We start from the raw sequence: 25,076 nt of genomic DNA, 5'->3' as shown, positions 1-25,076 counted from the left end.
GCGCCGAACTTGGCCGATATGCGGCTGCAATGGCCGCCGTAATCAATGGCGGCGTTCGACGATATACCGCGCCAAGTCGCGCAATGGCTCGGCCGCCGCGTCGAAAGGTCGCAGGGCATCCAGAGCCTGGTCGCGCAGTTCGAGGGCATACGCCTTGGCCGCTTCAAGCCCAAGCAGCGCCGGATACGTCGGTTTGTCCCGTGCGGCATCTGCACCTTGGCGTTTGCCCAGGGTCGCGGTGTCACTTTCAACGTCGAGAATGTCGTCCTGCACCTGGAACGCCAGGCCGATGGCCTGCGAATAGGTCTGCAGGGCGGCCAATTGCACAGCTTCAGCGCGGCCACTGGCCAGGGCGCCCAAGTGCACAGCGGCCTCGATCAGCGCGCCGGTCTTGTGGCGATGCATGTGTTCGAGGGCTTGCTGGTCCAGCTTGCGGCTGACCGAGCCCATGTCGATCGCTTGCCCACCGACCATGCCCGCCGGGCCGGCGGCCAGGGCGAGGGTGGTTACCATGCGCAGGCGGATCTCGGCATTTACGCTGCTCAAACGCGGGTCCAGCAATGCACTGAACGCCAGGCTCTGCAGGCCGTCACCGGCCAGGATCGCGTAGGCCTCATCAAAGGCTTTGTGAGTGGTCGGCTGGCCGCGACGCAAATCATCGTCGTCCATCGCCGGCAAATCGTCATGCACCAGCGAATAGGCGTGAATCAGTTCCACCGCACACGCCGCGCCATTGGCCTGCTCGGCAGGCACGCCCAAGGCTTCACAGGCCGCATACGCCAGCAACGGGCGCACGCGTTTGCCGCCATTCATCACGCTGTAGCGCATGGCTTCGTAAAGCCGATTCATTTCCGGGCTTGGCGCAACAAACAAGGGCTCCAGCGCCGCATTCACCCGGGCTTGGCTACTGGCCTGATACGCGTCGATCATTCGGGTTGTTCCGCATCGAAAGGTTCTTCGGCCAACTCCCCGTCACGCTCCAGCAACACTTGGACCTTTTGCTCTGCCTGCGCCAACGCGCTCTGGCAGTCGCGCGTCAGGCCGATGCCTTGCTCAAACGCTGTCAACGAGTCCTCCAGCGACAACTCGCCGTTCTCCAGACGCTCGACCAGGGTTTGCAGGTCGGCGAGGGATTGTTCGAAATCGAGTGCAACTTTTTTGCGGGCCATGGCGGCTATTCCGGTAGACGGTAAACCGGCGCGACACTAGCAGACATGGGGATTCTGGGCAAATGAGTGGGGCGGTTCAGTCGCCTTCACCCTTGATTTGATAGCGCGTACTGCGGCCCCCGCCGGGTAAACGCACCAGGCAGTTTTTTTCCAGCAAATCAGCCAGATGTCGAGTGGCGGTGGCCTTGGACACCTTCGCCACGGCCTGGTACTGCGCAGCGCTGATGCCCTGTTCAAAGCCCTTTTCACCGCCGTCGAGTAGTCGGTTAAGTACCTTGATCTGCTCGGCGGACAAAGACAGGTCAGCGTATCGCTGCCAGAACCGGCTCTTCTCTAGAACCTGATCGATACGCGACATTGCCTTTTGCACACTGCGCAATAGGGTTTTGAGAAACCACTCCAGCCACTCGGTGATATCCAGCGTGGCCTTCTGGCTGGACTCCAGCGCGTTGTAGTAGCCGGCGCGGTCCTCGAGGATGCTGGCCGACATGGCATAGAAACGGATCGCTTGATGCTCGCCTTGGGCCAGTGCCAGGTCAGTGATTGCGCGGGTCAAGCGGCCATTGCCGTCATCGAAAGGATGCAGTGTGACAAACCAGAAATGTGCGACGCCGGCACGCACCAGCGGGTCCAGCTCCGGTTGATCGCGGCTGGTTTCAAACCATTCGAGAAAATCATCCAGCGCTTGCTCCAGGCCCTGGCGTGGCGGCGCTTCGAAGTGGATGGTCGGCCGATCAAGTCGTCCGGAAACCACCTGCATGGGCTCGTCGCCCCTCAATGCGCCGATATTGAGCGGGCGCGCAGCAAGGCCGGTCTCCGGTGCCGGAAACAACCACTGATGCCAATTCAGTAAACGAGTCAGGGTGAACGGCTGCTCGAATTGCTCGGTGGCATCCATCATCAGTTCGGCGAGGCCTTCACTGCGACGGCTTACTTGCCCATCCTGCAGGGCCTCCAGGCCCAAACGTCGCGCCAGAGACGAGCGCACAGAGCCGACATTCAACTGCTCGCCTTCGATTGCCGAGGACGTCAGTATATTTTGCAGCAACGCATCCAGTTCATTCTGCGCACTGACCGCCTGGCTGACGGAACCGAGCATGCCCAGCAGCTTGCCTTGTGCTTGCCCACACTCGCGCAGCAAGGCGGCCAAGCGCTTAGGCTGCCAATGGAAGTGTGGCCAGTCGGTGTGTTGCCAGATCCAGTGCGGATGATCCATGGAGGCATGCCTGGGTGCGTGAGCCGAATAAATGAGCTATTCGGCTCATTTTATGAGCCGATTGTGCATTCTATTCGGCTCATCGTCTATCTCGCTGTCGCTGCGATCAAGAGGGTAGCGAAGCCGCCGCGCGCAGGTAGTTGTAGGCAGTTGCCCGGGAGATCTTGATGTAACCCACGACGTAGTCGACGAAGTTACGCACATCCAGCAAGCCATGTTCCCGCGTCTGCACTAATACCTGGATTATTTCCCACGGCCAAAATCGCTGGGTTTCATATCAGGCCGTTTTCTTGCTCCCCGTATCTATGTCCGTGCTGCCCCAAGGCCGCCAGTCGTCAGTGTGCCGCTCACTGCCGTGCGGCCCGCTGGAGCTGGTGCCGCCCGCCAGGAATTTCTCCCACAGGTTCTTGCTGTCCGGGTCGCTGTCTTTGTGCAGGTAGGGCGCCAGCCGCGCCAGGGAGCTGCCTTTTTTGTCTTCGGTTTCCTTGAAGTGTTTCCACTCATCCGACTGGTACTCGAACATCGATTTGTCGTCTGGCGTGTCGCGGCCGCCGTACATGTAGCTGGCATAACGTGCGTATTCGAGCTTGTCGCCCCAGTCGTCCTTGGTCACGCCGGCGTCGGCGAGGTCCTTGAAGAACTTGCCTTGGGAATCGGTGAGCTTTTGCATTTTGGCATGCTCGACCGCCTCGGCAATCAGCGTGCCTGCCACCCCGAAAATCACACCCGCCACGGCGAAAACCGGGCCCGCCACACGGGCGCCGATGGCCAGCCCACGTACAACGGTCGCGGCAACATCACCGGCCAGTTTGCCTGCCAGGTGTGCGCCTTTGGGGGCGAACATCGCGATGGTATTGGCAATCGCCATACCGGAACCGGATGCACCAGCGCCAAGAGTGAAGGCAGCGTCAGTTTTTTCCAGTGCGGTTTTGGCATTTTTCAGTTTGCGCGCGCCGGAAACGATGTCCATCACGCCGCCGGTCAAGTCCAGGCCGGCGCCGCCCATAAAGCGCAGGAACGAGCGCCCGGAGGCGATTGCAATTTCGGATTTTGACGCCGAGGAGCCTTTGCCGGGAATGTCCTTGACGCCCATGTGTTCGCCCAGGGTTTTGGCGGCGCTGTCGTACTCCTTTACCTCATCGGCCGACAGGTTGCCCACGTCGAGTTTCTTCAGGGTTTCGGAGGATTCCTTGACGCGGGTGCTGATAGATTCGGCCAGTGCGTCAGATTTTTCAGTGGCTTTCTTGCCCCAGATGTCCGGCAGGTTCTCATCGATCAGGCCGAGCCATTCAGTGGCTTTGATTTTGGCCGGGCCTTTACCGTCTTTATCCACGTCAGGTTCATAGGGTTTAGTGCCACCCAGGGTTTCCACAATGTTCGAACCGAACTTGAGGAAGTCGTTGGTAAAGCTCAAACCAGAAACCAGGTCTTTCGCGGCGGCGATTTTCTGGTCTTCGGTCATGTTGCCGCCGCCATTGGCGAGCTGCAGGGCGCCGCTGACCAGGCTCATCGTGCCGGCCATGGCACCGAGCCCGCCAGTGGAACTGGCGGTGTGCAGCACCGTCTTCAAGGAACCGGCAGCCGCCTCGCGATTGGCGCCCAGGCCCTTCAATTGGGTGTCGACCACCTTGTCGATAGCTTTCGGGTCGCCGCTGGCGGCAGCGAGACGAATGGCCGCTGCGATCTGTTTGTTTTCGGCCGGGGTCAGCCCTTTGATATGGCCGTCGAGGATGTCGATCTCATCCTTCATCTTTTTGTACATGTCGTACGCTTTGTCGCCCTTGTCCAGGCCCCCGAGGGCGGCGTTGATACCGCCCTTGATCATCGTGAACGAAGCCTTCAGGCCACTTTCGGCATTTTCCGGCGAGACCTTGTCGGGGTTTTCCATGTAGGTGTTGAGCTGGTGCGTCATCATGTTCTGGTCAAACGTCTGACGGCGCGCGGTGAAGCTGTCCGGTTCCAGAATACGCAGCGACTCGAAATAGCGGTCTACGTCCAGCTCAGCCATTTCTGATTTTTTCGGATCGCCCGAGTCGTTCATCGCGATTACATACTCTTCGAAGTTCAAGTTGGCATCACGGGTGCCATCCTTGAAGAGTGCGGGGAAGACTTGTTCGCGTACTTCATTCAGTCGATCTTGCGACAAACTACCGACACTTTTCTTTAGTTCTGCGTCGTAACGGTCCTTAATCCCTTCCTTGCCCATCAGCGTGGAAATTTCCTTGGCGAGTTTTTCCTCGTCGACCATTTCCTTCACATCTTTGCCATTCAACTTGGTCGGCGTCTTATCCGTCTCACGGTAAGTGCCGCTGCCCAGGTTGATGCTCTCGGCATAGCCGTACAGGTCGTAGCCATTGTCCAGCGCGGCCTGGGCGTCCATCAGCTTGACGATCTTGGCTTCATCCGAGTCTTCGGCCAGCTTGCCGCTCTTGATGTCATCGCGAATGCCCTGCACAAAATTCTCGGCCGTCTGGCCGCCCACGGTCTTGTCGTTGGGCAACTCCATGTCCATCAGCCCTTCGGCGCCGAAGGTCGGGATGTTGTACTTGTCGCGCAGGGCCTGCACGTCCTGCGGCTCATCGGGCGGCGCGGCCTTGTCGCTATGCGTCGCGTCTTTGACGTGCATCAGGTCGCCTTTGAGGCTTGAGTAGCCGTACTTGCCGAAATCCTGCAAGCGGCCGGCCTCGGTGCCGTGGCGGGCCTCTTTGTCTTTGGTGAAGCCATCAATGCTGTCGTTGTCTTTATTCCTGGCGTCGAAGCCGGTCAGCAAGTTGCCGTTTTCATCGATGCTCACCACGTGTTCCAGCACCTGGGTGGCGCGGTACGCGGCGTCGGCATCGTTCTCGAAATCACCCACCTGTTTCTTCAGGTTGTCCTTCACATCGCTCTGGTTGCCGAGGTTTCTCAACAGCGGCGTGGCGTCGATAATCTCCTTGGCCGAGCGCGTGTCACCGTCGGGGCGCTTTTGCTTATCGCCCAAATCCGACCTCACCACCTCGCCGCGCAGGCTCGAATAGCCATACTTGCCAAAATCCTGCAGACGGCCCGCCTCAGTGCCATGCCGGGCGTCGCCATCTTTGGTGAACCCGTCGATGCTGCTGTTGCCCACATTCTTGCCATCGGTCAGTTTGCCGTCTTCGTCGACGTATTCCACATGCTCCAACACCTTGGAGGCGCGATAGGCCGCATCCGCGTCCTTCTCAAAATCGCCGACCTGCTTCTTAAGGTTGTCCTTCACCCCACTTTGATTGCCGAGCTGGGCGAGCAGCGGCGTGTCATCAATAATTTGCTGGGCCGAGCGAGTGTCACCTTCCGGTCGTTTCTGGCCTTTGCCCAGCTCATCCTTCGGTGCAGAGGCTTTTTTAACCGATTTTTCCCAGGCAGCGACGGAGCTTTTATTCGTGACCGCAGCGTCCTTTGGGGTCGTTTCTACCTTCGCTACCATGGTACTTCTCCTGATGTAATTGCTGCGCCGGCCACTTTTAAAACGCGCAGGGCCGCACAACTTCCTGGTTAACTAACCGAGGCTGTTTATTGAATAACAAGAGGGCGGCCTTAGTTGGTCGGCCGCTGTGCATGAATGCTGTGAAATGCAACGTCACGGAACTTAGCACGGACATTTGCCCAATTCGCAAACCCTTCACAACAATTCACAACGCCAAGGCTATTTCGGAACATTTATGCAGTAAGGCCGGCACACGCAAAAAAGCCCACCGTTCAAGGCAGGCTTATCGTAGAGCGGCTAGGGCTTAGTTTTGGCGGGCCGTCAGCGCCGCATAACCGTTCATCAGGTTGCGATAGTTAGGGATACGCTGAGACAACAGATTCCCCAACCCTTCCATGTCATTGCGCCAGTCGCCCTGCAACTCACACGCCACCGAAAACCAATTCATCAACTGCGCACCCGCCTGCGTCATCCGGCTCCACGCCGCCTGCTGCACCGTGGTATTGAAGGTGCCCGACGCATCCGTCACCACAAACACCTCAAACCCCTCCGCCAGCGCCGACAACGTCGGGAACGCCACACACACATCCGTCACCACACCCGCAATGATGATCTGCTTGCGCCCAGTCGCCTTGACCGCCTTGACGAAATCCTCGTTGTCCCACGCATTAATCTGACCAGGGCGAGCGATGTACGGCGCATCCGGGAAGATCTCCTTCAACTCCGGCACCAGCGGGCCATTGGGGCCTTGCTCGAAACTGGTAGTGAGGATGGTCGGCAAGTTGAAGAACTTGGCCAGGTCGGCCAGGGCCAGCACGTTGTTCTTGAACTCGTTGGGGGAGAAGTCCTGCACCAGTGAGATCAGGCCGGTTTGGTGGTCGACCAGCAGGACTACGGCGTCGTCTTTATTCAAGCGGTTGAAGGTTGGAGTGCTCATGGTTGAATCCTTTTTTTGTTTAGGTTGGTTGGGCGTTGTGTTCAACATGGGCATAGATTAATGGGTGGGTGGCGGGGGATAAATCGGGTGGGAGGAGTCTTGCTGTCAACTCAAATGTGACAATGGCATTTTCGAAATGAAGATCTCAATTTTTTGCATGAGGGTATTTACTGCAAAATTGGTTTAATATTTTCTCCAATAATCACCTTATAGGTGCATATAGAGCATGAAAATAAACCAGTTGCTATCTGATTGGCCCGAAGGGGCTGTCGTGACGCAAGCGTGGCTACACGAACATGGTGTGGGCCCAAGTCTCATCCAGAAGTACCAACACAGCGGCTGGGTAGAGCGAGTGGGCCATGGCGCTTGGAAGCGCAGTGGCGACAACATTGACTGGCAGGGTGGCGTATTCGCGCTACAGCAAGGCGCCACACTGCAGTTGTGGCCAGGCGGCGCGACGGCGCTGAGCTTGGCCGGTTACAGCCACTACATGACATTCGGCAAGCAGGCGGTCGACCTGTTTGGCACCCAGGGCGCGACGCTTCCTGGCTGGCTGTGTAAATACCCGTGGAACGTTGATATCAACGTCCATCCCGGCGGGCTCTTCCCCGCCATGGAAGACTTGGCGTTACAACTATTCCAAGTCCCTTACAGCCGATTTGAGATAAAAATCTCTACCCCGGAACGCGCCGTGCTTGAGCTTATCCATCAAAGTGACAACGAGGTGCTCTTCAGCAGTGTGGTGGATGTGCTCAATGGCCTGGCCACGCTAAGCCCCAAGCGCCTGCAAAATCTGCTTGAAGCGTGCAATTCCATTCGGGTCAAACGCGTTTTCCTCCTGCTTGCGCGCAATACAGGTCACGCATGGTACGGCCGTCTGGCCCGCTCCAGCATTGATCTAGGCAAAGGCAAGCGGCAAATCATCCGGGGTGGTCGACTCGATAAAGAGTTTCTTATCACCGTACCGGAGCGTTTCGCTAATGCCCCTTGATCCACGTTATGCCGCCCAGGTTCGATTGTTGGTGCAAGTCATTCCTTACGTTGCGTCAGAGCGATGCTTTGCACTCAAAGGCGGAACGGCGATTAATTTGTTTGTGCGCGACCTGCCACGTTTGTCGGTGGATATTGACCTGGCGTATCTACCCAATTCTGATCGCCAGCAAGCATTGAACGATGCTCGTCTGGCGCTACAGCGGATAGCAGATGCAATACGGCGAGGAATACCTCAGGCGGTTGCAACCGTTCAAGGGAATCGAGATGACGAACTGCGGGTTCTCGTAAGGAGCGCTCAGGCGCAGATCAAGATTGAGGTTTCGCCTGTGCTGCGCGGGACTGTGCATCAGCCGCAAGCGCGTGATGTGGTACCGCTGGTTGAGGACGACTTCGGGTTTGCTTCCATTGCCGTGGTCTCCTTGCCCGATTTGTATGGCGGAAAAATCTGCGCTGCATTGGATCGGCAACACCCCAGAGACCTATTCGACGTAATGCTGATGCTTCGCGCAGAAGGACTGACTCGCGAAATTTTCGAGGGCTTTCTGGTGTATTTGATCAGCCATGGCCGACCTATGGCTGAATTGCTTGCCCCCCGTTGGAAGGCGCAGGCGGGCGTGTTCCAGGCTGAGTTTGCAGGCATGACCCGGGAGCCGGTGACGCTTGAGCAATTGGAGGCGACCAGGGAGGTGCTGCTTGCTGCGATACGCAAGCAGTTTAACGACCAAGATGCTGCTTTCCTGCTCTCGCTCAAACGAGGAGAGCCAGACTGGGCGTTGCTGAAATTGGTAGGGATTGCTCAACTGCCGGCGGTGCAGTGGAAGCTGAGAAACATCATGGTGATGTCTGCTGTGAAGCGGGCAGAGGCGATAACGAAACTGGAAGTCGTTGTGGGCCAATTATTGGAGGGCTAACGGTTTTAACCCTGGAACGCGGTGGTTTTGTGTGGGCAGCAGCTTGCAGCCCAATTGCTGAGTGTTGAGGCATTTCACGCCTGATCAGGTACAGCACAGTCGGCAAGCCGCGATGGACCCTCCGTCTAGTCGCAGTGCCAGCAGGGCCAGTCCCTTTCATTTGCAGGACGTTTCCTAGAGAATCCCAGCGGCTTGCGCCAGCTAAATCCCGCGACTAGGCTGCGTTCCGTCACTGCATTTTCAGTGATCGGGTTTAGTCGCCCGGACTTCGCTAGGCGCACGCGCCATCCCAAAGCCAGCTGTTTTCTCACCTGCACTTTATGGTGGCTGTGCGCAGGGCACCTCTGGGTGCGCCGGTGCCTAGCGGCCGGTCGACTAACCTGCGTACAGCCGCCACCTCTGCTCGTTTAGTCGCGAAAGGACGGTGGTAATCACTTACTGCTAGAGGTTTTCTATGGATAGCGTTGTTTCGGATTCGCCGTCATCGGCTGCGACTAAGCCATTTACTGTTAATGAAGAGCTGAGCTTTGAAGACGCCTGGGTGCGTATTGCTGAGTTGCTGCAATGTGCGGTGGCTACGTCGCAGGCGCTTGGTGAACCGCTGGGGGCGCCGCATAGGGCGGTGATGCATTTGGTGGAGATGGCGAAGATGGTGGCGGATCGGGCTGTGGAGTATATGCAGCCTGAGTAACGCTACTGAGAGGCGGGCGAGGCAACAAGCGGCCCGCTTTTGCTTATCAATAGTCCAACAACTGTTGGACTATTGATTTGTGATTCTTGCAGACATTAAAAAGCCGGCTTGTGGCCGGCTTCTCGGGGACTGCTTCAGCTTGTTTTTGACAAACCTCACCAGCCTTCAAATCGCTCAGCCAACATCACGTCTGACTGAATAGTAGGGGCATCAGCGGGAACTCCTCCGCATCGCCGAGCAGGGTGAATAGCCTTAAGCCACCCCCTGCCAAATGTGCGGCGCATGATACCCACATTCACCTCAAATGCCTACCTCCGGGTCCGATTTAGAGCCTTCCCAGCCCAGCAGGTGTTCGTCCAGTGGCACCGGTCGGCGGTTGTTGAGCGTGGACCACCAGAACACCCACCCGACGATTTCGAAGTTCTGTTCGAAGCGTTGCTCGTGGGTGAGGTATTCGTCGGGGTGTTCGTTGGCGTTGTGGCTGCGCATGCGTAGGCCGCCGCCTGGGCGGTTGTAGAGGTATTTGATGCGCAGCATGCCGTCGTGTTCGACGGCGTAGATTTCGCCGTCGGTGATTTGGCTGCGGCCGCGGTCGATGGCGAGGGTGGAGCCTTGTTGGATGATGTCGATCATGCTGTTGTCGACCATGTAGGCGCCTACCGCGCGGTCGGGTTTTACGTTGAGGGTTTCGAGGATGCGCAGGGAGACGCGGATGCGTTCGCTTGAGGTGAAGGTGGGGTGGAGGGCGATCTCCACGTCGAGTTTTTCCGGGAGGCAGACGGGGCCAGTGAGGTATTTGCCGCTTTCTTCGCGGGTGCGCAGTCCTTTGTGTGTGTCGGGGCCTTCCAGCAGGAAGTTGGCCGGTGGGTGTTTAAGGCCTTCGCCGGTGCGTAGCCAACGGCTGGAGACGCAGAGCAGTTCTGCGATCTCGTTGAGTCGGCCCATGGGCACGCCGCGTTTGAACCAGTTGTTCACGTGTTGAGGCGTGACGCCGCGGTTCTTGGCGAAGTCGGAGGCGGAAAGATGAACTTCCCGTAATAACGCTTTTAGTCGATCACCTGATGTATTCATAAACGCAGAGTTTACTGGCCGGAAAAACACATCAAATAAACCATGCGTTGATTGTCGCCTGTAGGGATTTACTTAGTTGTAGGCCGATATTTCAGTATTTCCACTTGGTTAAACATCACGCATTAAACATTGAACTTATGGTTTAATTTTTCCCACAAAAAAAGCCCCGAATAGTCGGGGCTTTTTTAATTGCCGGGGCAATGAGGAGTGCGTATCAGCCTTTGTAGGCTGCGACCGACTTCATGATCTCGGCGCGGGCGGCGTCTGCGTTGCCCCAACCGTCGATCTTCACCCATTTGCCTTTTTCGAGGTCTTTGTAGTTCTCGAAGAAGTGCTTGATCTGTTCCAGCAGCAGAGGTGGCAGGTCGGTGTATTCCTTCACGTCCACGTACAGCTGGGACAGCTTGTCGTGTGGCACAGCGATAACTTTGGCATCGCCGCCGCCGTCGTCGGTCATGTTCAGGATGCCGACTGGGCGCGCGCGGATAACCGAGCCTGGGGTAACCGGGTAAGGGGTTACGACCAGCACGTCGAGGGGGTCACCGTCGTCAGCCAGGGTGTTCGGGATGAAACCGTAGTTGGCCGGGTAGAACATCGGGGTGGCCATGAAACGGTCAACGAACAGGCAGTCGCTGTCTTTGTCGATTTCGTATTTGATCGGCGCGTGGTTGGCCGGAATTTCGATGGCGACGTAGATGTCGTTCGGCAGGTCTTTGCCAGCCGGAATCTTGCTGTAGCTCATTGGGCGTTGCCCCCGTAGTTGGCCATGGAACATGGCCGGATTGGCCTAAAAGTGGCGGCGATTATAGGCATATTCTGACGCCGATGCCATGCGTCAGACGTCGTACGGCGCGTGGCGTTCCGTCTGATAGCGCGCGTCACTGGCTTGCAGTTGGTGCAGGCGGGCAAGCGGGTCCTGGCGATAAAAGCGGCTCAGTTGCGCGTACACCTGTGGATACGTGTTGGCCAGTAAGTCCGGGGCGCTGAAAAAGTATTCGCTGGTGACGGCGAAGAACTCCGCCGGGTTTTCGGCGGCGTAGGGGTCTATGTCGGTGTCGACGTCGGGGTTGGCGTCCAGCTGGCGGTTGAGGTCATCAAACGCGCTTTGCATCACGCTGGCCCATTCCTGCACGCGCATGTCGTGGTGCAGCGGCGGCAGGCCGTTGGCGTCGCCGTTGAGCATGTCGAGCTTGTGTGCAAATTCGTGGATGACCAGGTTGTAGCCTTCCCAATTGCCGCTGGCCAGCACGCCGGGCCAGGCGAGGATCACCGGGCCCTGTTGCCAGGCTTCGCCGCTGTGTTCGCCGTCCCACTCGTGCTCGACGCCGCTGGCATCGCGATGGCGCTGGGGGCTGATGAAGTCGTCGGGGTACAGCACGATTTCATGGAAGCCTTGATACCAGTCGAGGTCGCCGAGGTTCATCAGCGGCAACTGTGCCTGGGCCGCAAGCAGCAGGCGTTGTTCCTGGTGCAGTTCGACGCCGGGCAGGGCGGTGAGGTGTTTTTCGGCGAGGAACACCACGCAGGCTTCGCGCAGCCACTGGTCTTGCTCGGCGCTGATGCCGTCGAGGAAGCTCAGGTGGTGGCGCACCCGTTGCCAGGTGTCATCGGCAATCGGGTGCTTGGCCAGCAAGCGCCGGCGACGCCAGGCGCTGAGGGACCACATTGCCAGTTACTGCGGCTTGGCTTCGGAGGAGCTGCGACCGAAGCGGCTGCGGAACACACCGATGATCATCGGCACCAGCGACAGCAGGATGATGAACACCACCAGCAGCGACAGGTTTTTCTTGATAAACGGCACATTGCCGAAGAAGTAGCCCAGGGTTACCAGGCCGCCGACCCAAAGGATGGTGCCGAACACGCTGAACCCGAAGAAGCGCGGGTAGGGCATTTTGGCGATGCCGGCCACGAACGGCGCAAACGTGCGCAGGATCGGCAGAAAGCGCGCCAAGGTCACGGTTTTACCGCCGTGTTTGTCGTAGAAGTCGTGGGTTTTTTGCAGGTAGTCGCGGCGGAAGATTTTCGAGTTCGGGTTGCTGAACAAGCGTTCTCCGGCTGTTCGCCCGATCACGTAGTTGGTGCTGTCACCCAGGATGGCCGCGAGCATCAGCAAGCCGCCCAAGAGGATTGGGTCCATGCCGCCGCCTGCAGCGACCGCGCCGGCGATAAACAGCAAGGAATCACCCGGCAGGAATGGCATGACCACCAAGCCTGTTTCGCAAAAGATAACCAGGAACAGAATGGCGTAGATCCACACTCCGTAGTTTCTCACCAGCATGTCGAGGTACACGTCGAGATGCAGGATAAGGTCGAGCGGGTTGAAATCCATGGATGGCACCTGTGTGAATGGCCCGGCTCAGCAGGCCAGTGCGGGGGCTACGGGTAAGTAAGGCTACGGGTGTATGCCGTATTTCTTACAACCCTGAAAGGTCCGCATTATACGTATTGAGAGGTGAAAAGCGTGTTGGTTTTGTAGCGGGGGATGTCGTGGGAATCAAGGGTGTACACGATCCAAAGGTGACTCAGACCTCAATGTGGGAGCGGGCTTGCTCGCGAAAGCGGTGGGCCAGTCGAATCTTTGTTGACTGATACACAGCTTTCGCGAGCAAGCCCGCTCCCACAGGGGATCTGCGGTGTTCGGGCTTATTGGGTCAGTCCTCACTGATCGGCAACACGTAGTTCTTGAACTCCGTGTCTTCGCGAAACCCAATCGATTCATAGGTCTTCTGCGCCACCTCATTGTCACTGCTGGTCGACACCCGCAGCCGCACGGCATGGGTCTCCTTGGCCATTTTTTTCGCCGTGCGCATCAGGTTGTCCGCCACCAATTGCCGGCGCGCATCTTCGGCCACGTAGATGTCATTGAGGATCCACACGCGTTTAAGCGACAGCGACGAATAGCTCGGGTACAGCTGGCAAAACCCCAGCAGGCGCTTGTCGTCATCATCGGCCAGGGCCAGGTAGATCACCGACTCCTTGCGGCGCAGGCGTTTTTCCAGAAAGGCCCGCGACGAGTCCGGGAACGGCAGCGCGCCGTAGAATTCGCGGTATTTGACGAACAACGGCGTTAACAGGTCCAGGTGTTCCAGGGTCGCTTGAGTAATCCGCATGCCAGGGCCTCAACTTCCAAAGGGGGGATGACCACACAAGCGGCCGTGACTGGATGCTGCCTAATGGCGCTAAAAAGCGCAATCATGCCGCTATCAGTCATTCCGGCGGGCTGAGCAGGAAATTGCCTTTCATCAGGTCAGGATCATCCGACTCGATGGTCTGAACCTGCGCTTCGTCCTTGAGATTGACCCCCGACAGCTGCCGGCGACACGCCTCTTTCATCAAGTAAAGCAGGCGGTGCGCGGCCATGCCGTAGCTCAAGCCTTCCAGGCGCACATTGGAGATGCAGTTGCGGTAGGCGTCGGTGAGCCCGACCTTGGGGTTGTAGGTGAAATACAGCCCCAGGCTGTCCGGCGAACTGAGCCCCGGCCGTTCGCCGATCAAAATCACCACCATCTTGGCCCCCAGCAATTGGCCGACCTCATCCGCCACCGCGACGCGGCCTTGTTCCACCAGAATCACCGGCGACAAGGACCACCCTTCAGCGTGGGTCTGTTCCTCCATGCGTGTCAGAAACGGCAGCGTATGTTTATGCACGGCCAGCGCCGACAGCCCGTCGGCCACCACCACCGCCAAGTCCACACCGCCAGGGTGAGCGGCGGCATACTCACGCAGGCTCTGCGCCGACTCATCACTCAAACGTCGCCCCAGGTCCGGGCGTTGCAAATACATATGCCGGTCAACGGCGGCGCTGTGCAGCAACAGGCTGTCCCGCCCGCGTTCGGCCATCTGGCTGCTTAAGCCCGCGTGGTCGAAAGGCAGGTGCACCGCATCGCGCGCCTGGGCGTGGGCAAACTGAAAATCCAGCTGCGCGCTGGTGGGAATGCTGGTGCCGGTGCGGCCCAGGGCAATACGCGCCGGCGTGAGGCGGCGCAGTTCCAGCCACGGGTTGTCAGGCAGGTCTACTTGCACAGGCGGCTCCTTCATCCCAATTGCTTCAAGGCGTGGCGAAACGCCGGTGGCAGGCTGTTGCCGAAATGCACCTTGCCGTCGGCTTGCGTGAAGATGCCCATCTTCGCCAGCCACTGTTCAAACTCCGGCGCCGGCTTTAAACCCAATGTTTGGCGGGCGTATAACGCGTCGTGGAACGAGGTGGTCTGGTAGTTGAGCATGATGTCATCGGAGCCGGGGATGCCCATGATGAAGTTGATCCCGGCCACGCCCAGCAGGGTCAGCAGGGTGTCCATGTCATCCTGGTCGGCTTCGGCGTGGTTGGTGTAGCAGATGTCGCAGCCCATCGGCACGCCGAGCAGCTTGCCGCAGAAGTGGTCTTCGAGGCCGGCGCGGATGATCTGCTTGCCATTGTACAAATACTCCGGGCCGATAAAGCCTACAACGGTGTTGACCAAAAACGGCTTGAAATGCCGCGCTACGGCGTAGGCGCGGGTTTCGCAGGTTTGCTGGTCGACGCCAAAGTGCGCGTTGGCCGACAAGGCGCTGCCCTGGCCGGTTTCGAAATACATCAGGTTCTGGCCCAAGGTGCCGCGGTTCAGGCTCAGGCCCGCCTCATAACCTTCCTGCAGCACGCTCAAGCTGATACCGAAACTGGCGTTGGCCGCTTCGGTGCCGGCAATCGACTGAAACACCAGGTCCAGCGGCACGCCACGGTTGATGGCCTCGATGGAGGTGGTCACGTGGGTCAGCACGCAGGCTTGGGTCGGGATTTCGTAACGCTGGATGATCGCGTCGAGCATCTCGAGCATGGCGCAGATCGAGGCAATGCTGTCGGTGGCCGGGTTGATGCCGATCATGGCGTCGCCGTTGCCATACAGCAGGCCATCGAGAATGCTTGCGGCAATACCGGCCGGTTCGTCGGTGGGGTGGTTGGGTTGCAGGCGGGTCGACAGGCGCCCGCGCAGGCCCATGGTGCCGCGAAACTGGGTGACCACGCGAATTTTTTGCGCGACCAACACCAGGTCCTGCACGCGCATGATCTTCGATACGGCGGCGGCCATTTCCGGTGTCAGCCCAGGCGCCAAGGCGCGTAGGGAATGTTCGTCGGCCGCGTCGCTGAGCAGCCAGTCGCGCAGGCCGCCGACGGTCAGGTGGCTGACCACGCTAAACGCCTGTTTATCGTGAGTGTCGATGATCAGCCGGGTGACTTCGTCGCGCTCGTAGGGAATCAACACTTCTTCGAGGAAGTGTTTCAACGGGATGTTCGCCAGCGCCATTTGCGCCGCCACGCGCTCGCCGTCGTTCTGCGCGGCCACGCCAGCGAGGAAGTCCCCAGAGCGTGCCGGGCTGGCCTTGGCCATCACGTCCTTGAGGCTGTCGAAGCGGTAGGTGTGTGCACCCACCGCGTGGGAAAAGCTTGCCATACAGTGTCTCCTTGGCGACGCGGGCAGGCTGTGAGTAAAGCGCCCGCGTCGAGGTTTACGGCAGTTAGTGCAAGGCGGCCTCTGCGGCCTGGATCGCCGCGAATTCTTCTTCCGGCGTGCCTGCTACCAAGTGATGCCGGCTGTAGAAAGCAAAGTAAGCAATTAATACTCCATAGATGATCGCGGCGCCAATCACCACCCGTGGATCCACCAGAAAGCCCGCCACCACGGCCACACAGGCCAGTACCAGGGCGACGCCGGAGGTGAAAATACCGCCCGGCGTGCGGTAAGGGCGGTCCATTTTGGGGCGGCGGATGCGCAAGGTGATGTGCGCGGCCATCATCAGCACGTAGGAAATGGTCGCGCCAAACACCGCCACCAGAATCAGCAAATCGCCCTGGCCGGTCAGCGACAGGCCGAAGCCGATGATGCCGGGGATCACCAGCGCCAATACCGGCGCTTTGCTTTTGTTGGTCTGCGACAGTTTGCGCGGCAGGTAACCGGCGCGCGACAAGGCAAAGATCTGCCGTGAATAGGCGTAGATAATCGAGAAAAAGCTCGCGATCAGCCCGGCCAGGCCCACAAGGTTGACGAAGCTGCCCATCCAGGTCGAACCGCCGTAGGACAATGCCAACGCCTCAACCAGCGGGTTGCCCGACTTGATCAGCGCATAAGTGCCCGCGCCGCCCGGTGCGATCACCAGAATCAACAGGGCAAAACTGGTCAGCACCACAATGGCGCCGATCAGGCCACGGGGCAGGTCGCGTTTGGGGTTCTTGGTTTCTTCAGCCGCCAACGGCACGCCTTCTACCGCGAGGAAAAACCAGATCGCATAGGGAATCGCCGCCCACACGCCGACGTAGCCAAACGGCAAGAACGTGCTGGCGCCCTTGGCCTCGGTCACCGGAATATCCAGCAAGTTGGCGACGTTGAAGTGCGGCACCATTGCCACCAGGAACACGCCCAGGGCAATCGCGGCAACGGCGGTAATCACAAACATCAACTTCAAGGCTTCACCCACGCCGAAGATGTGGATGCCGATAAAGATGATGTAGAACGCCAGGTAAATCATCCACCCGCCAATGCCGAACAGCGACTCGCAATAGGCGCCGATAAACACCGCGATGGCGGCGGGGGCGATGGCGTATTCAATCAGGATGGCGGTGCCGGTAAGGAACCCGCCCCAAGGGCCAAAGGCGCTGCGGGCAAAGCCGTAGCCGCCGCCGGCAGTGGGGATCATGGAAGACAGTTCGGCCAGGGAAAAGCACATGCACAAATACATGGTAGCCATGAGCAAAGTAGCGAGGAACATGCCGCCCCAGCCGCCTTGGGCCAGGCCGAAGTTCCAGCCGGCGTAGTCGCCGGAAATCACATAGGCAACGCCCAGGCCGACCAGCAGCACCCAGCCGGCGGCGCCTTTTTTCAGTTCGCGTTGTTGGAAGTAATCGGTGCCGACTTTTTCGAAGTCGACGGAAGAGCCAGTGGGTTCGCTAGGCATGAGGAAGTACCGTCCGTTCTTATTGTTTTAACTCGGTGTATGAATGCCGAATGCAAGTTACAAGTACTTGTGGAGATCCAATGTGGGAGCGGGCTTGCTCGCGAAAGCGGTGTATCAGTCAATTCATCGTTTACTGACACACCACTTTCGCGAGCAAGCCCGCTCCCACATTTTTAATTGCATTCCAAATGTGGGAGCGGGTTGTTAATTAGAAAAAGCCCAACGGATTAATGTCGTAGCTCACCAGCAAGTTTTTGGTCTGCTGGTAATGATCCAGCATCATCTTGTGCGTCTCACGGCCCACACCGGACTTCTTGTAACCGCCGAACGCGGCATGAGCCGGGTACAGGTGGTAACAGTTGGTCCACACGCGGCCCGCCTTGATCGCGCGGCCCATGCGGTAGGCGCGGTTGATGTCGCGGGTCCACACGCCGGCGCCCAGGCCGAACTCGGTGTCGTTGGCAATCGCCAGGGCTTCGGCTTCGTCCTTGAAGGTGGTGATGCTCACCACCGGGCCGAAGATTTCTTCCTGGAACACGCGCATTTCGTTGGTGCCCTTGAGCAGGGTCGGCTGGATGTAATAACCGCCGGCCATATCGCCGGTGAGCTTCTCGACTTTGCCTCCGGTCAACAGTTGCGCGCCTTCGCCTTTGGCGATTTCCAGGTAGGACAGGATCTTGTCGAACTGCTGCTCGGACGCCTGGGCGCCGACCATGGTGTCGGTGTCCAGCGGGTCGCCGCGTTTGATCTGCTCGACCTTTTTCATCACCACTTTCATGAAGTCGTCGTAGATCGACTCTTCCACCAGCGCGCGCGATGGGCAGGTGCACACCTCGCCCTGGTTGAAGAACGCCAGCACCAAGCCTTCGGCGGCTTTTTCGATAAACGACGGTTCGGCTTTCATGATGTCGGCGAAGAAGATATTCGGCGACTTGCCGCCCAGCTCAACGGTGGACGGAATAATGTTCTCGGCCGCCGCGTGCATGATGTGCGAGCCCACGGGCGTGGAGCCGGTGAAGGCGATCTTGGCGATGCGCTTGCTGGTGGCCAGGGCTTCGCCGGCTTCTTTGCCGTAGCCGTGCACCACGTTCAGCACGCCGGGTGGCAGCAGGTCACCGATCAACTCCATCAACACGTTGATGCCCAGCGGGGTTTGCTCGGCGGGCTTGAGCACCACGCAGTTACCGGCGGCCAGGGCCGGCGCGAGTTTCCACGCGGCCATCAGCAGCGGGAAGTTCCACGGGATAATCTGGCCGACCACGCCCAGTGGCTCGTGGAAGTGATACGAGGCGGTCAGTTCGTTGATTTCGGCGCTGGTGCCTTCCTGGGCGCGGATGCAGCCGGCGAAGTAGCGGAAGTGGTCGGCGGCCAGCGGGATGTCGGCGTTGAGGGTTTCACGCACGGCTTTGCCGTTGTCCCAGGTTTCGGTGATGGCCAGCAGTTCGAGGTTCTGTTCGATACGGTCGGCGATCTTCAGCAGCACCAGCGAGCGGTCCTGGGCTGAGGTTTTACCCCAGGCATCAGCGGCAGCGTGGGCGGCGTCGAGGGCCTTGTCGATGTCTTTGGCCGTGGAGCGCGGGAATTCGGCGATGGGCTTGCCGTTGACCGGCGAGGTGTTGGTGAAGTAGTTGCCATCCACCGGCGCGACGAATTCGCCGCCGATGTAGTTGCCGTACTTGGCCTTGAACGAGACGATTGCGCCTTCAGTACCGGGATGTGCGTAACGCATGGTGGGTATCTCCTGACTTTTATGGTTATTGGAGTACAGCGATGCTGCGCTTGATAAAGCGTAGAGCAAAGGTCGGGCCATTGCTTTGCAGGCCAGGTAAATCAAGGGGTTGGGCTTTGTTGCAAGGCGTTGCTGTGACAGGGTTGATACAGTCTGGGTGACAGTTTGTGCCATAAGCGGTACAGCCTGTGACCGGTGGGTCTGCCTGGGATTGCAATGGTGGGATGCCTGGGGGATGCTGGCTGTTCTCACGCAGAAAGAATAATAAGAACATGCATAACGATCATTTCAGCCGCCATGCCCAGCAAGTGTTAACCGTCACCCGTGGGCAGGAGCTTGCCCAAGGCCCTGGCAGCGACCCGTCCATTGCCCGCTCCTGGCTGCGTTGCCTGGAGGACTACCACCTCGACCCCGCGTTGAGCATCGCCCCCACCGTGCTCGAACACGGCCGCTTGCTGGAAAGCCGCCAGCGTCTGCAACAGGTGCTGCACATTGCCGGCACCGAAATGAACAGCCTGCATCAGCAGCTCTCCGGTGCCGGCCATGCGGTACTGCTCACCGATGCGCGCGGGGTCATCCTCAACTGCGTCACTGCGCCGTCCGAGCGCAAGATTTTCGAGCGCGCCGGGCTGTGGCTGGGCGCCGACTGGAGCGAAGCGTGCGAAGGCACCAACGGCATCGGCACCTGCCTGGTGGAGCGCCAGTCCCTGACCATCCACCGCGATGAGCATTTTCGTGGTCGCCACACCGGGCTGACCTGTTCGGCGAGCCCGGTGTTCGACCCTCAGGGCGAATTGCTGGCCGTGCTGGACGTGTCGTCGGCGCGCGAGGCCGTGTCGCGTCAGAGCCAATTCCACACCATGGCGCTGGTGAACCTGTCGGCGAAGATGATCGAGAGTTGTTACTTCCTGCGTCATTTCGAAAACCACTGGCTGCTGCGCTTTCATTTGCAGGCGGAGTCCGTGGGGCTGTTCAGCGAAGGGCTGCTGGCGTTCGATGGTGAGGGGCGGGTGTGTGCGGTCAACCAGAGCGCGCTGAATTTGCTGGGCCAGCTTCGCGGCAGTTTGCTGGGGCAACCGGTGGAGGCGTTTTTTGAATGCACCCTCGACCAACTGCTCGGTCGTGCCAGCGCCAATGCCACGGCCAGTTGGCCGTTGCGTACCCGCGACGGCCGGCATTTATTCGCCGCGTTGCGGGGGCAGGCGCGCAGCGTGCCGGCGCCGATGGCCAAGCCTGAGGCGCCACGCGTGCCGGGTATCTGCCTGGGCGATCCAGCGCTGCAGAATGATTTTCGCAAGGCTGTGAAGGTGTTTGAGCGTGACGTGCCGCTGTTGATCAACGGCGAAACCGGCAGCGGTAAAGAAGCGTTTGCCAAGGCCGTGCACCAGGCCAGCCAGCGTGCCGGCAAAGCGTTTGTCGCCCTCAATTGCGGCGCCATTCCGGAAAGCCTGATCGAAAGTGAATTGTTCGGCTATCGCGGCGGCAGCTTTACCGGCGCCCGCAAGGAAGGCATGCAAGGCAAGCTGCAACAGGCGGATGGCGGCACGCTGTTCCTGGATGAAATCGGCGATATGCCCCTGGCCCTGCAGACCCGTCTATTAAGAGTGCTGGAAGATCGCATGGTGGTGCCTATCGGCGGTGAACCCCAGGCGGTGAACGTCAGAATCATCAGCGCCACGCACCGCAATCTGCAGGCGCGCGTGCAGGACGGCGAGTTCCGCGAAGACTTGTATTACCGGCTCAATGGCCTGGAAATCGCCCTGCCGCCCTTGCGCGAGCGCAGTGACAAGGCGCAATTGCTGGATTTCCTGCTGATACAGGAAGCGGCGGGCCAGCCGGTGGTACTCGATGCCGCTGCTCGCCAGGCATTGTTGGTGTTCAGCTGGCCAGGCAACGTACGTCAGTTACGTACAGTACTGCGCACACTGGCAGCCCTGTGTGAGGACGGTAAGGTTTGTGTCGCGGATCTACCGATGAACATCCGGCAGGCACAACCCGAGCAGGTGATTGAAGCGAGCACGACGTTCGCCTTAGGTGATGCGGAACGTCTTACGCTGCTTAATGCACTGGAGCACCAATGTTGGCACATGACTCATACGGCAACTTATTTGGGCGTGAGCCGAAATACGCTTTACAGAAAGTTGCGCAAGTATGGAATCGCTCGAAGCGCGGTAACTTAACTTACAGTCTTTTTGGCTTTTTCGGTGGGGGAATAACTATAAAAGTTAATAGTGATGCTTTCAGCCGCTCGGCAGCACTTTGTTGCAATGTAATAGACTGTTGAGTTCAGCGGCTTGTAGGTGAGGAAGTGCCACTGGCTGAGATCTTTTGGCACATGTTCGTGCGCAGATGCCGTGTAATTTGTAGGCAATGCAACCACTCAACGTACGAACGGTAAATGACCGTTTTTACTATGAGGTGGGCGAATGACTCATATCAATAACGCTGTTGGGCCAAAGGTTCCTTTTTATGAAACCGCACACGTTGAACCCGTCGCTGTAAAGGCTGGGAAAAAGCCTTCATCGTTGAGCGAAACTACTTCCGCGCAAGCAGGTGTAAACCCTACTTCGGTTGGGCAAGGCGTAGATGTCGGTGACGTATCAGTACTTTCAGGCGGTGAGGGTGGTCGCAAGAAGCGCAGCGCCGATCAGCCTGACACCCTTGCCTCCCGTGCAATTGCGGATGCGGCGGTGGCCAAGGCGACAGCATTCGCGGCTGTGTCAGCCAGTGCTGCCAGCGCATTTCTTGTAGCGCCACCTGATGTCCCGGTTGCTGCGCAGTCCACACTGGGACGTTGGCGTACGCAATTGGATAACGCCTTCCAAGCCCCTGGTTTTTTAGAGTGGGCAAAGGAGCAGGGTCTTGATACGACTCACCTGAAGTTAAACCCCACCACCGGGGAACTGACAGGCACTGCCGGCGATAAGGAACTCACGTTTTCTTTAGCGGATCTCTCGGGATGGGCGGATGTCTCCCGAACGCTGTTGTCTATCGCCAAAGTCATCGCACCAGAGCCTGGCCAAACGTTTTATTACCCCTGGCCTGAAGGCAAAGTACCTTTGCGCGAAGTGGGCTGGTTTTATAATCAGCCGGTCAACCTCACGCCGGCGCAGGTCAGTGTGCAACTCAAGAAGTTTGAAGACGGGGCAAACTTCGTATTTGAACAGGGGGCTTATGCCTCACAACGATCTCCAGAGGCATTGGAAAAACAACAAATAGCCTTGGGCAATGATGCGAACAATCATGCGCTCATCATGGCGCTGGAGTCACAGGCTGACGATGTCATTGGCAGAATTCATTTAAGCGTGGTCATGGTCCCGATCGATCCCCGCTCCGAGTATTCCCGCGAGAGTGATGAGCCGGTCGGCGAGGTGAGTGTGGCCGAACTGCTGGAAGACTATGAACTGCATGTGCCAAGGAACGCGGAGGAAGCGCGTAATTTAGCCAATACGCTGTCTTTTGATCTTGCCCACAGAGCGCCCAGGGCGGACAAAGGGTGTGCGCCGTTTTTGATCCGGTCGTCGGACCCTGCAGCGTTGGACGCTGAAGCACAGACGCAGGTTCGGCAGATAGTCGCGCAGTGGAAGGCTCAATCAAAACCAGTAACACCGGCCGCTCAAGTGGGGCAAGGCGCCGACAGTTTGATGGGGCGGTTGATCCGCCAACTTCCTAACCACACAAGGCAGGCGATAAAAGATAACCCGGCTGCGGCATTGGATGAACTCATTCGTTTGCCAGACGCGAAGGCGTTGGGCAGAAAAATACAGAAGGCGCTTCATGGGTATGAAACACCCACCAGTGCCCTTGAGTATCTAAGTGCAGCACTTGCACTTGACCTGGATTCGGCTGCCGGTGTGTCACGCCATAATCTGGCGGGTTACGATGTGTATGCTCGAGACAATATCGGTGCTACACCTGCTGAGATTACGAAGCGCTTCATTCGTCATCTTGAGGCGCGGGTGGGTGTTGAGACGGCGCCTCTTGCGGCGCGTTTATTGTTATCCGTTTCAGCGCCCGAGTTTGTGGCGAATCAACTGCCGCCTAATATTGTCTATGGCTCCCTGCAATGGGGACTCTATTCCATTGAGGCTTGGCGCATTGAAAAACAAGTGCCGGGTGCTGTTGCTGACATGACGTATAGCCAAGTCATGCTTTTTGGGCAAACTAAACCAATTTCAACGGACGGCGTTGATCAGGTGAACGAAGTACGCCGTGGCCCGGTGATCGACTGGGCTATTGCGAATGAGGTTATCAGCGCGAGGGCGGATAACGTTTATCCCGCGCAAGATTTTAATCTGGCCGCGGATGCAATGGTCAAACTGGAGAGAGAATTGGGATGGGCGAAGGACACCTTGGGAAAAAAGCCGCCTACCCGCAAAGAAATAGCGCTGGCGGAGTTGAAGAGGGTTTTTCCTGAAGGTATCGATTTTGAGAAGAAAGTTATAAAGGACGATGCTGAGCTCTGGCCATTTAACGTCAGTTACTCGCTGGTGGACATTTATATGTCTGGCGAACTGGCCACAAAGGTATGGGTGTCGAGTGACACAAAGGCTGTCCCATACAATAAGATGCGGGACAGATTTCATGAGCTGAACCCGGATATTAACAAAGCATTTGACACGGCGTTTTCCAAGTACCAAGCGCGAAAAGAAGCCGCTACAAATACAACATTCAGGTATCACCTGTCCTTGCTGCCTGTGGCGGATCGGGAAATTCTTAATCATTCAGATATCAGCTTCTATGCCGTGCGTAGAAACTACGATGGTGAGAATTATGCCCAGCGGGGTAATCATGAGCGCCACGTGCCGAATGGCGAGCCGAGCCCACAAGAAGTTGAGGCGCTGACGGGGCGTCATGGTGTACTTATACAAGCGGATCGCGGTAATGGGGTGTTTGACTATTACAGCTATTTCCCACAGGAGGCAAAGATCGTCAAAGAGCCGGGGTTGTCAGAATCTCTCGTCAGCAGGCCGCAGAAACCCTGGGCGGGGCCATTGCGCAATGATCGAGGCGATGTGCTTCGCATCGACGATAATCCTTATCATGGTGCCCCGCCAAAAGAGCATGCGAGGTCAAGGGTTCTGGTCGAGCGATTGGCGCCACCCAATACAGATCGTGCTGGAGCACAGCAGCCATCTGATAACGCGGAGGGGCTAAAGGGCAGTTATTTTTCCAGGCGATCTCGTGAGCTAGGTTCAACCGTCAGCCACCACTTTTTGCCCTATTTTGAGCAAGAGAAGAGCGTGGCAAAGGGCGTAACAGATAGAGAGCAGGAAAGAATAACCAATAGAAAACTCGATGGGATTTTTCTGAGTCTTGCCCCTTTTCATGATGGGATCAAGGCGGCCCTTAATGGCGATGTCTCCGGAGCTACCTTGGAGCTTGGCTTCGATATACTCGGTTTTCTCATACCCGGTGCCGGTCATGCTCGAAAAGCCCTTAAAGCCGGTCGCGGCCTAATTAAGGCCATCGCCTCCGGTATTGTAAAAGGGGCCGCCTCATCGTTTGCATTTGATGACTTTTTAGCGGCGCCCAAAAATTTCCGAACGGGGATAAAAGCCGTGGGGCGAGAGGTGGGTAATCTGACGTCCACGTTGCCGAAGGTGCTATCTCGAAGAATCAAAGCGTTTGATCCTCAAAAAAAGTACAAACATAATGATGTCGTCAGGAACTTTTACCACAAAGTAACGGGGCGATCCGGTGAGATAAAACCTGTCACGGCGATTTTTCTCAATGGCGGGTGGTATGCCTATAATCTTATAACAAAAACCCCATACGGCGTGCAGTTGGTACAGCAGAGCATTGTCGGGGCGGCAATAGCATAAGTGTGTAGGATTTGTTTTAACGTGACGGGTTGAAGTGACTGTTTTAGTGGTGTGTGTTTACCGTGGTTCAGTGCCCGGCTTGCACTATAAATTAAGTAATAAATGCGCAGGTGTTTATTGGTTTTTGTTGGAACGTTGTAGCGGGACTTACCACTTATGTTG

Annotated in this window: 20 protein-coding genes; 5 read left to right on the top strand and 15 right to left on the bottom strand. The window is 58.0% G+C overall.

What is annotated here, in order from left to right; genetic code table 11:
- Positions 1 to 42: 42 nt before the first annotated feature.
- The 6 genes from ispA to ycaC all read right to left on the bottom strand — a co-directional run bounded on the left by ispA (position 43) and on the right by ycaC (position 6,767).
- On the bottom strand, positions 43 to 930 hold the full coding sequence (gene ispA, locus ACA065_RS27190; RefSeq protein WP_497692276.1) for a (2E,6E)-farnesyl diphosphate synthase: 888 nt from the start codon (positions 928 to 930) through the stop codon (positions 43 to 45).
- Positions 927 to 1,169 (bottom strand): exodeoxyribonuclease VII small subunit, encoded by a 243-nt coding sequence (locus tag ACA065_RS27185; protein WP_003176346.1) that lies wholly within the window; start codon positions 1,167 to 1,169, stop codon positions 927 to 929. Before ACA065_RS27185 ends, ispA begins: the two co-directional genes overlap by 4 nt.
- A 76-nt stretch (positions 1,170 to 1,245) precedes the next feature.
- Positions 1,246 to 2,385: a Fic family protein gene (locus ACA065_RS27180; RefSeq protein ID WP_497692275.1), complete on the bottom strand. Its 1,140-nt coding sequence runs from the start codon at positions 2,383 to 2,385 to the stop codon at positions 1,246 to 1,248.
- 106 nt (positions 2,386 to 2,491) lie between these two features.
- The gene (locus ACA065_RS27175) at positions 2,492 to 2,617 is read right to left on the bottom strand and encodes a hypothetical protein (protein ID WP_497692274.1); all 126 of its coding nucleotides are present in this window, start codon (positions 2,615 to 2,617) and stop codon (positions 2,492 to 2,494) included.
- A 45-nt stretch (positions 2,618 to 2,662) separates the two neighbouring features.
- A complete protein-coding gene (locus ACA065_RS27170) occupies positions 2,663 to 5,830 on the bottom strand; it encodes a type III effector HrpK domain-containing protein (RefSeq protein ID WP_497692273.1) in 3,168 nt (1,055 codons plus the stop codon).
- 304 nt (positions 5,831 to 6,134) lie between these two features.
- Complete coding sequence (ycaC, locus tag ACA065_RS27165; protein WP_497692272.1) at positions 6,135 to 6,767, bottom strand: isochorismate family cysteine hydrolase YcaC; 633 nt, start codon at positions 6,765 to 6,767, stop codon at positions 6,135 to 6,137.
- Positions 6,768 to 6,993: 226 nt separating this feature from the next.
- On the opposite strand from ycaC, the gene ACA065_RS27160 reads away from it, so the two are divergent.
- The 3 genes from ACA065_RS27160 (at position 6,994) to ACA065_RS27150 (ending at position 9,362) form a co-directional block, all read left to right on the top strand.
- Entirely contained in the window at positions 6,994 to 7,758 is a 765-nt protein-coding gene (locus ACA065_RS27160; RefSeq protein WP_497692271.1) for a type IV toxin-antitoxin system AbiEi family antitoxin domain-containing protein, read from the top strand.
- On the top strand, positions 7,748 to 8,671 hold the full coding sequence (locus ACA065_RS27155) for a nucleotidyl transferase AbiEii/AbiGii toxin family protein (RefSeq protein ID WP_497692270.1): 924 nt from the start codon (positions 7,748 to 7,750) through the stop codon (positions 8,669 to 8,671). The genes ACA065_RS27160 and ACA065_RS27155 overlap by 11 nt, the downstream gene beginning before the upstream one ends.
- Positions 8,672 to 9,125: 454 nt before the next feature.
- Positions 9,126 to 9,362 carry a DUF6124 family protein gene (locus ACA065_RS27150; protein WP_497692269.1) on the top strand — a complete coding sequence of 79 codons (237 nt, stop codon included), beginning with the start codon at positions 9,126 to 9,128 and terminating at the stop codon, positions 9,360 to 9,362.
- 300 nt (positions 9,363 to 9,662) lie between these two features.
- On the opposite strand, the gene ACA065_RS27145 is transcribed toward ACA065_RS27150, so the two are convergent.
- From ACA065_RS27145 to exaC, 9 genes are all read right to left on the bottom strand, one after another.
- The gene (locus tag ACA065_RS27145) at positions 9,663 to 10,433 is read right to left on the bottom strand and encodes a LexA family transcriptional regulator (RefSeq protein WP_497692268.1); all 771 of its coding nucleotides are present in this window, start codon (positions 10,431 to 10,433) and stop codon (positions 9,663 to 9,665) included.
- Positions 10,434 to 10,647: 214 nt separating this feature from the next.
- On the bottom strand, positions 10,648 to 11,175 hold the full coding sequence (gene ppa / locus ACA065_RS27140) for an inorganic diphosphatase (protein WP_003176323.1): 528 nt from the start codon (positions 11,173 to 11,175) through the stop codon (positions 10,648 to 10,650).
- A gap of 93 nt (positions 11,176 to 11,268) precedes the next feature.
- Positions 11,269 to 12,099 carry a M90 family metallopeptidase gene (locus tag ACA065_RS27135; RefSeq protein ID WP_497692267.1) on the bottom strand — a complete coding sequence of 277 codons (831 nt, stop codon included), beginning with the start codon at positions 12,097 to 12,099 and terminating at the stop codon, positions 11,269 to 11,271.
- A 6-nt stretch (positions 12,100 to 12,105) separates the two neighbouring features.
- Entirely contained in the window at positions 12,106 to 12,762 is a 657-nt protein-coding gene (locus tag ACA065_RS27130) for a DedA family protein (RefSeq protein WP_497692266.1), read from the bottom strand.
- A gap of 322 nt (positions 12,763 to 13,084) precedes the next feature.
- Entirely contained in the window at positions 13,085 to 13,543 is a 459-nt protein-coding gene (locus ACA065_RS27125; protein ID WP_159960199.1) for a GNAT family N-acetyltransferase, read from the bottom strand.
- A 97-nt stretch (positions 13,544 to 13,640) separates the two neighbouring features.
- Positions 13,641 to 14,471 carry an ethanolamine ammonia-lyase subunit EutC gene (gene eutC, locus ACA065_RS27120; RefSeq protein ID WP_497692265.1) on the bottom strand — a complete coding sequence of 277 codons (831 nt, stop codon included), beginning with the start codon at positions 14,469 to 14,471 and terminating at the stop codon, positions 13,641 to 13,643.
- Positions 14,468 to 15,862 carry an ethanolamine ammonia-lyase subunit EutB gene (locus ACA065_RS27115; protein WP_497692264.1) on the bottom strand — a complete coding sequence of 465 codons (1,395 nt, stop codon included), beginning with the start codon at positions 15,860 to 15,862 and terminating at the stop codon, positions 14,468 to 14,470. Before ACA065_RS27115 ends, eutC begins: the two co-directional genes overlap by 4 nt.
- Positions 15,863 to 15,926: 64 nt before the next feature.
- Entirely contained in the window at positions 15,927 to 17,360 is a 1,434-nt protein-coding gene (gene eat / locus ACA065_RS27110; RefSeq protein WP_497692263.1) for an ethanolamine permease, read from the bottom strand.
- A 208-nt stretch (positions 17,361 to 17,568) separates the two neighbouring features.
- Complete coding sequence (exaC, locus tag ACA065_RS27105) at positions 17,569 to 19,089, bottom strand: acetaldehyde dehydrogenase ExaC (RefSeq protein WP_497692262.1); 1,521 nt, start codon at positions 19,087 to 19,089, stop codon at positions 17,569 to 17,571.
- 272 nt (positions 19,090 to 19,361) lie between these two features.
- On the opposite strand from exaC, the gene ACA065_RS27100 reads away from it, so the two are divergent.
- Entirely contained in the window at positions 19,362 to 21,269 is a 1,908-nt protein-coding gene (locus ACA065_RS27100) for a sigma-54-dependent Fis family transcriptional regulator (protein WP_497692261.1), read from the top strand.
- A gap of 246 nt (positions 21,270 to 21,515) precedes the next feature.
- Positions 21,516 to 24,914, top strand: a complete 3,399-nt coding sequence (locus tag ACA065_RS27095) for a hypothetical protein (RefSeq protein ID WP_497692260.1) — start codon at positions 21,516 to 21,518, stop codon at positions 24,912 to 24,914.
- Positions 24,915 to 25,076: the final 162 nt, after the last annotated feature.

Source organism: Pseudomonas sp. LBUM1640, assembly GCF_059716225.1.
Note: the sequence above shows the minus strand (reverse complement) of the source record. Positions and strands in the feature narration are given on the sequence as shown.

Bases quoted from the DNA above. Each gene is read 5' to 3' on its own strand.
- ispA (WP_497692276.1), bottom strand. From the start codon at position 930: ATGATCGACGCGTATCAGGCCAGTAGCCAAGCCCGGGTGAATGCGGCG.
- ACA065_RS27185 (WP_003176346.1), bottom strand. From the start codon at position 1,169: ATGGCCCGCAAAAAAGTTGCACTCGATTTCGAACAATCCCTCGCCGAC.
- ACA065_RS27180 (WP_497692275.1), bottom strand. From the start codon at position 2,385: ATGGATCATCCGCACTGGATCTGGCAACACACCGACTGGCCACACTTC.
- ACA065_RS27170 (WP_497692273.1), bottom strand. From the start codon at position 5,830: ATGGTAGCGAAGGTAGAAACGACCCCAAAGGACGCTGCGGTCACGAAT.
- ycaC (WP_497692272.1), bottom strand. From the start codon at position 6,767: ATGAGCACTCCAACCTTCAACCGCTTGAATAAAGACGACGCCGTAGTC.
- ACA065_RS27160 (WP_497692271.1), top strand. From the start codon at position 6,994: ATGAAAATAAACCAGTTGCTATCTGATTGGCCCGAAGGGGCTGTCGTG.
- ACA065_RS27155 (WP_497692270.1), top strand. From the start codon at position 7,748: ATGCCCCTTGATCCACGTTATGCCGCCCAGGTTCGATTGTTGGTGCAA.
- ACA065_RS27150 (WP_497692269.1), top strand. From the start codon at position 9,126: ATGGATAGCGTTGTTTCGGATTCGCCGTCATCGGCTGCGACTAAGCCA.
- ACA065_RS27145 (WP_497692268.1), bottom strand. From the start codon at position 10,433: ATGAATACATCAGGTGATCGACTAAAAGCGTTATTACGGGAAGTTCAT.
- ppa (WP_003176323.1), bottom strand. From the start codon at position 11,175: ATGAGCTACAGCAAGATTCCGGCTGGCAAAGACCTGCCGAACGACATC.
- ACA065_RS27135 (WP_497692267.1), bottom strand. From the start codon at position 12,099: ATGTGGTCCCTCAGCGCCTGGCGTCGCCGGCGCTTGCTGGCCAAGCAC.
- ACA065_RS27130 (WP_497692266.1), bottom strand. From the start codon at position 12,762: ATGGATTTCAACCCGCTCGACCTTATCCTGCATCTCGACGTGTACCTC.
- ACA065_RS27125 (WP_159960199.1), bottom strand. From the start codon at position 13,543: ATGCGGATTACTCAAGCGACCCTGGAACACCTGGACCTGTTAACGCCG.
- eutC (WP_497692265.1), bottom strand. From the start codon at position 14,471: ATGAAGGAGCCGCCTGTGCAAGTAGACCTGCCTGACAACCCGTGGCTG.
- ACA065_RS27115 (WP_497692264.1), bottom strand. From the start codon at position 15,862: ATGGCAAGCTTTTCCCACGCGGTGGGTGCACACACCTACCGCTTCGAC.
- eat (WP_497692263.1), bottom strand. From the start codon at position 17,360: ATGCCTAGCGAACCCACTGGCTCTTCCGTCGACTTCGAAAAAGTCGGC.
- exaC (WP_497692262.1), bottom strand. From the start codon at position 19,089: ATGCGTTACGCACATCCCGGTACTGAAGGCGCAATCGTCTCGTTCAAG.
- ACA065_RS27100 (WP_497692261.1), top strand. From the start codon at position 19,362: ATGCATAACGATCATTTCAGCCGCCATGCCCAGCAAGTGTTAACCGTC.
- ACA065_RS27095 (WP_497692260.1), top strand. From the start codon at position 21,516: ATGACTCATATCAATAACGCTGTTGGGCCAAAGGTTCCTTTTTATGAA.